The sequence below is a fragment of the Streptomyces silaceus genome, from assembly GCF_001419745.1.
GTDB classification, from domain to species: Bacteria; Actinomycetota; Actinomycetes; order Streptomycetales; family Streptomycetaceae; genus Streptomyces; species Streptomyces silaceus.
Genome location: NZ_LIRJ01000585.1, coordinates 1 through 6,286 on the forward strand (window position 1 = coordinate 1; position 6,286 = coordinate 6,286).

General features: G+C 72.1%; 5 protein-coding genes. 3 read left to right on the forward strand and 2 right to left on the reverse strand.

Translation table 11 applies throughout. The features are described from left to right. Positions 1-173 precede the first annotated feature (173 nt). Both AOK22_RS37085 and AOK22_RS37090 read right to left on the reverse strand, forming a co-directional pair. Positions 174-3,470, reverse strand: coding sequence for a S8 family serine peptidase (locus AOK22_RS37085; RefSeq protein WP_055703062.1), 3,297 nt, complete (start codon positions 3,468-3,470; stop codon positions 174-176). A 222-nt stretch (positions 3,471-3,692) separates the two neighbouring features. Next, entirely contained in the window at positions 3,693-4,247 is a 555-nt protein-coding gene (locus tag AOK22_RS37090) for a CGNR zinc finger domain-containing protein (RefSeq protein WP_055703059.1), read from the reverse strand. A 139-nt stretch (positions 4,248-4,386) separates the two neighbouring features. Between AOK22_RS37090 and AOK22_RS37095 the strand changes: the two genes are divergently transcribed. The 3 genes from AOK22_RS37095 to AOK22_RS37105 form a co-directional block, all read left to right on the forward strand. Then, the gene (locus tag AOK22_RS37095) at positions 4,387-4,842 is read left to right on the forward strand and encodes a VOC family protein (protein ID WP_055703060.1); all 456 of its coding nucleotides are present in this window, start codon (positions 4,387-4,389) and stop codon (positions 4,840-4,842) included. Between the two features lie 81 nt (positions 4,843-4,923). After that, positions 4,924-5,829: a pyridoxamine 5'-phosphate oxidase family protein gene (locus AOK22_RS37100; RefSeq protein ID WP_055703061.1), complete on the forward strand. Its 906-nt coding sequence runs from the start codon at positions 4,924-4,926 to the stop codon at positions 5,827-5,829. Positions 5,830-5,838: 9 nt separating this feature from the next. Further along, positions 5,839-6,286 (forward strand): NUDIX hydrolase (locus AOK22_RS37105; protein WP_055703063.1); only part of this gene is annotated, 448 nt, incomplete at its 3' end.

The following is a 6,286-nucleotide window of genomic DNA, read 5'->3' on the forward strand; positions in this document are numbered from 1 at the left end:
GGGCAAGGACCGCTCCACCCGCCGAGAGCTGATCACCAAGGCCCTCCCACACGCCCCCACCTGCGACACCCGCCCCGCCCCGGGGGACTGAGGGGGGATTGCAGAAAAGTCCCGCCGAAATGCACCCAAAGGTGACATTCCGGCGGGACTTTCTTGCAGTAGCCCTCAGACGGCTACGGGGTGACCTTCTCCACCTTCACGCTGCCGCTGCCGGCTGCCGTGCCGCCCGCGTTCAGCAGGGACACCTCGCCGAACAGCTCCCGGCCGTCGGCGGCGGGGGCCTTGGCCTCGATCTTGGCGTCGACCTGGGCGGTGGCGCCGTTGGCGAGCTCGACCGGCTTCGTGCCGTCGACCGTGACCTTGCCGAGCGCGTCCGAGAAGAAGACGTCACGGTAGTCGTACGTGGTCGAGCCGGACGGCACCGAGTAGCCCGTCACCTCGATCGTGTACGTGCCGGCGGCGGGCTTGGTCAGGCTGACCGACTCCTCCGAGTCGCCCTCCGCCGACGAACCGACGACCTTGCCGTCCTTCTTGACGGCCAGGTCCAGGTCGGCGGCGACGTCCGAGGTCGAGCCGATGGCGACGTCGAGCCGCTCGGCGCCCTCGGGCACGACGACCTCGGTGACCTGGGTCTGGTTCGGCTTGATGGTGGGCTTCGCGGACTTGGCCGAGCCCAGCGAGCCGCCCTTCAGCTTGCCGTCGACGGCCGCGAAGTTGTTCGTGACCTTCCAGGAGACGGGCGCCGGGGTGCCGACCTTCGCCTCGGCGATCGTCTGGACGGCGGGGTCGAAGGCGACGCCGAGCGCGGCGACGTTCAGCTTGTACGGGTTGTCGAGCAGCGGGGACGTACGGCGCGACTCGACCTCGATCTCCCAGACACCGGCCTGCGGCTCCGCGTACGAACGCAGGTCCGGGCGGCAGGTGTTGGCGGGGTTCTCGTAGTTCGGGTAGCAGACGATCGACGACGTCGAGTCGACCGGGACGCCGTAGGGGTGCACCGCGATGAAGCGGGTCTGGCTCTTGTCCTTCAGGCCGCCGAGGGAGACCTCAAGGGACTTGGCGCCCTTGGGGACGGTGACGAAGTACGACTTCGGGGTGTTGCGCTGCGTCGAGCCGGACGCCGAGTAGGTGTACGACGGCTTGGCCAGCGGGGTCGAGACGACGACCGTCGTCATGATCTGCTGGTCGATGCCCTCGGTGCGCTCGTCGTCGACCGTGAGGATCGCGCTGTGCAGGCCGGCGGACTTGGCCTGGGCCTGGACCTTGACGGTGACCGGCTTGTTCAGCGGGAGCGTCACGTCGCCCTTGGTCAGCAGCTTGAACGTGCCCTCGTGGTTGTTGACCAGGTCCAGCTCGTGGCGGATGCCGCGGTCCGGGCCCGAGGTGCGGGTGATCGTCACGTCGTACGTCCGCTTCTGGCCGGTCCTCAGGCCGCCCTCACGGTCGTAGACGCCGGTGCCGGGCTTCTTCAGCTCCTGCTCCAGGGCGGTGTCGACCGGGGCCTTCACCGTGTACGTGTGCGCCGTCGCGTCGTCCTCGATGGCGTCCCAGGCGTCGACCACGTCGATCAGGCCGGTGCCCTGCGCGTACGCCTGCTCGCCGCGGATGCGGTCCGCGGTCGAGGTCAGCGCGGTGCGCAGCTTCGCCGGGGTGAGGTCGATCTTCTCCCGTTTCGCGGCGGAGAGGAGGAGGGCCGAGGCGCCCGCGGCCTGCGGGGAGGCCATCGAGGTGCCCTGCAGCATCGAGTAGCCGGCGGGCAGCTGGTAGCCGGCCTCGGCGACCGGGGAGCCCGGCAGCCAGGTCTGCGTGGTGTTGATGGCCGAGCCGGGCGCCGAGATGATCGGCGCGAACCCGCCGTCCTCACGCGGGCCGCGCGAGGAGAACGGCATCATGGCGTACGAACGCTCCACCTGGGAGCCGTAGTTGGCGGCCCAGGTCTCCTTGGAGATGGCCGCGCCGACCGAGATGACCTTGTCGGCGAGGGCGGGGTCGCCGATGGTGTTCGCGCCGGGGCCGGAGTTGCCCGCGGAGATCACCAGCTGGACGCCGTAGGTGTCGATGAGCCGCGTGTAGAGCTCGGCGCGCGCGTTGTTGCCGTCGTTGAGGGCCGGGAGGCCGCCGATCGACATGTTGACGATGTCGACGCCGCGCTTGGTGACGAGGTCGATCATGCCCTCGGTGAGCGCGACGTTGGTGCAGCCGCCGGTCCAGGTGCAGGCGCGCGAGGAGACCAGCTTGGCGCCGGGCGCGGCGCCGTTCATCCTGCCGCCGAACAGGCCGTTGGCCGCGGTGATGCCCGCGACGTGCGTGCCGTGCTCGGACTCGATGACGCCGATGTTGACGAAGTCGGCCTTCTTGCCGACCCAGTCGCCGCCGTACGGGTCGGTCGGCACGTCCTTGCGGATCTCGACGACGAACGGGACGCGCTCGGCGACGTCGGTCGCCGGGTCGTCCTTGCCGAAGTAGGCGACCTGGTGGTCCTCCTTGTACGGCTTGAGGACCTCGTCGTCGGTGAAGTCGTTGTTGTCGTTCAGGTCGACACGGACCGTCCCGGCGGCCGGGTCGTACAGGACGCCCCAGCTGTCGGTGGTGTCGCCGTCGCGGTTGATGTCGCCCTTCGCGTCGCCGCCGGTGGTGGCGGACTCGCGGAAGCGGTTGACCTGGAAGGACCCCGCGGGGGCCTGCCACGTCTCGCTGTCCCAGGTGAAGGTGGGGCCGCTGACCGGGTTGGTCATGCGGCGCCAGGTGCCGTCCTGGTCGACGATCGGGTCGGTGGCGGTGACCCAGTCGGTGATCTTGCGCTCGCCGGTCGTCGTCTTCCGCAGGGCCGGGTGGCCGAGGTCGATGCCCGAGTCGAGGATGCCGATGGTGATGCCGCGGCCGTCGGCCTTCGGGTGCTTCTTCACGAAGTCGACGGCGCCCGTCTCGGCGGACGGGTTGTACGGGTTCTTCGCGGGGGTGTTCTTGTCCGGGCCCGGGTACGTCCCCTTGGCGGCCGGCTTCGCGCCCTTCGCGCGGTCCGCCGCCGGGGTCGGGTCGTCCAGCTCGATCTCGTGGCGCAGATCGATGGCGTGCACCGACGACAGCTTCGTGGCCGACGTGATCGCGGCGTCGGCCTCGGCGGTCGGCACGGTCGCGCGGACGTAGCCGAGCTTGTCGTCGGTGCGGCCCACGGAGCCGCCCTTGACGCCGTCGAGCTGGTCGGCGACCTGCTCGGTGGCGCCGGGTGCGGTGGCGACCATCATCGTGACGGTCTTCTCGCCGTCCGCCTTGGCGTCGGCGAGCAGGTCGGCGTCGGCCGAACCGAGCTTGGCGGCCGTGGACTTGGGGGCGGCGGTGCTGTCGGCGGGCCCGCCGCCGTCCGCCGCGAAGGCCAGGGGTACGGCCCCGGTCGCGCAGAGCGCGGCGGTGAGACCGACGGCTATCGCGAGACGGGGCGCGCGTCTGGCGCTGGAACTGGATCTGGGCATCGGCATCCCTGTGCGTGAAGGTCGGGAAGGAGGGTCCATCAGGCCCGGAGACCGGGATGTTCCGGAATCCGGGGCCGGATGACCGCTCAGCCTTACGCAAGTGGCTGCTGTTTGGGGAGAGTTGTCCGAGCTGTGATCGGGGCATGGCGTAATTCCGCCATGCGCCATGGCGGACAAGGCGGTGCATAGGGGGACTTGCGCCGGGAACTGTTCCCGGCCCCGTCACGTCTCGCGCGAGCGCGCGTAGTGCCGCGCGGCCTTCGCGCGGTTGCCGCAGGCTGCCATGGAGCACCAGCGGCGGGTGCCGTTGCGCGAGGTGTCGAAGAAGTGCAGGACGCACGCCTCGTGGGCGCAGCCGCGGATCCGGTCGGGCGCGGTGGCCAGGAGGCGCAGGTAGTCGCGCGCCGCGAGCCAGGCGGGGCCCCGGGCGGCGTCCGCGAACTCGGGCTCCTCGCCGGGTCCTTCGGCGGTCAGGGTCGCGCGGATGCGGCCGTGCGCGAGCACCTCGTCGACGCGGGCGACGCCCGCCGGGTCGCCGGGGGAGTCCACGACGGCGGCGAGCGCGTCGCGGGCGCGCAGGGCGTGCTCCAGGGTCGCCGCGTCGGCGGTGAAGCGGGTGTCGAGGCCGTTCGCCGCGAGCCAGACCGCGAGCCCCTCGGTGCCGGTCAGCAGGTCCCGGCGCTCGCCCTCGTGCATCCAGACGGTGTTGAGCAGGTCGAGGGAGAGCGGCTCACCGACAAGCGGACGGGGGTCGTGCGGCTGCCGGGCGGCGGACATGGGTGCTCCCTTCGGTGCTAACCGCTCAAGGTTACGTGAATGGTTGACGGGTGCGACTTCTAACCCCTAATCTTGCGTTGAAAGGTTAGTCCGCGCAGTTGGTCCGCACGGCGGATCCAAGGCAGACCAGGGGAGAGTCATGACCGTGTCCACCGCTCCGCGCACCGGCCACATCGGCCTGAACGTCACCGACCTGGAGCGTTCGCTCGCCTTCTACCGCGAGGTCATCGGGTACGGCGTCATCGGCGAGGGCAAGGAGGAGGGCCGCCGCTTCGCCTTCCTCGGGGAGGGCGGCCGCCCCGTGCTCACGCTCTGGCAGCAGGCCGACGCCGGGTACGCCGCGGGCCGCGCGGGCCTGCACCACCTCGCTCTCGAGGTCGACACCATCGAGCAGGTCAGGGAGTACGAGAACGCGCTGCGGGAGTACGGCGTGGAGTTCGCGTACGACGGCGTCGTGCCGCACGGCGAGGGCGCCGCGTCCGGCGGGATCTTCTTCCACGACCCGGACGGGACGCGCCTGGAGATCTTCGCCGTGTCCGGCGCGGAGGAGGCCGAGGCCCCGGTGGAGTCGGCGCCGACCTGCGGCTTCTTCTAGGCGCCCCGCCGCGAGCGCCCCGCAGGGGGCGCGGGGAACCGCGCGACAGGCCACCACGCACCCGCAGACAGGAGCCCGCCGATGACACCGCAAGCAGCCGCCCGGACCCCCTACCACCAGGGCTCCCGCACCGTGCAGGACAAGGTCGGCGTGCGGGACCTCGCCGACCACGTGGGCCGCTCGATCGGCCAGGGCATCCGCCCCGTCGCCGCCGCCTTCCTGGAGCTCCAGCCGCTGCTGGTGCTCGGCGGCGCCGACCCGGCGGGCGCCGTCTGGGCCTCGGTGCTGACCGGCGAGGCCGGATTCGTCCGGGCCACCGGGCCCCGCCAGATCTCCGTCGCCGCCGCCCCGCGCGCCGGCGACCCCCTCGCCGCCGCCCTCACCCGCGAGGACACCCCCGTCGGCACCCTCGCGCTCGACCCGCGCACCCGCCGCCGCATGCGCCTCAACGGCCGGGCCCGCCCCACGCCCCGCGGCCTGGCGATCGCCGCTGACCAGGTCTTCTCCAACTGCCCTAAGTACCTGCAGAAGCGGGAGCTGCACGAGGGGCGGCGGCCGGAGGAGCCCGGCGAGCCCCGGCGCGGCACGCGGCTCACCGACGAGCAGCGCGCGTTCGTCGCCGCGGCCGACACCTTCTTCCTCGCCACGGTCCACGCGCACGGCGCCGACGCCAGCCACCGCGGCGGCAACCCCGGCTTCGTGCGCGTCCCGTCCCTGTACGCACTGGAATGGGACGACTTCCCGGGCAACGCGATGTTCCTGAGCCTCGGCAACCTCGCCGAGGACCCCCGCGCCGGCCTCCTCTTCCTCGACTGGAGGACGGGCACCACCCTCCAGCTCACCGGCACGGCCCGCACGCTCCACGCGGCCGACGGGTCACGGACGGTCCGCTTCGAGCTCACGGAGGCGGTCGAGACGCCGCACGCGAGCCCGTGGCGCTGGTCCGAGCCCGAGTTCTCCCCTGCCAATCCGGGCAACGGGGACTAGCGTCACCCTGTGCACAAAGAGCTCCGGGTGGCGGCCTACGCCGTATGCGTACGGGACGGGCGGATCCTGCTGGCCCGCTGGGTCGCCGGCGACGGCAGCAAACGGTGGACGCTGCCCGGCGGCGGCATGGACCACGGCGAGGACCCCTACGACACCGTGATCCGCGAGGCCGACGAGGAGACCGGCTACGTCGTCGAGCCGGTCGCGCTCCTCGGCGTCGACTCGCTGCGCCGCCGCTACCCCCGCAGGCTCGGCGCCGTCGCCGACTTCCACGGACTGCGGATCGTGTACGAGGGGCGCGTCACCGGCGGCGAGCTGCGCCACGAGACGGACGGCTCCACGGACCTCGCGGCCTGGCACCCCCTGGAGTCCGTGCCGGACCTCGACCGCGTCGGCCTCGTCGACATCGGCCTGGAGCTGTGGCGCGCCCGCCCGGCCGACGGACACCGCCCCGCCC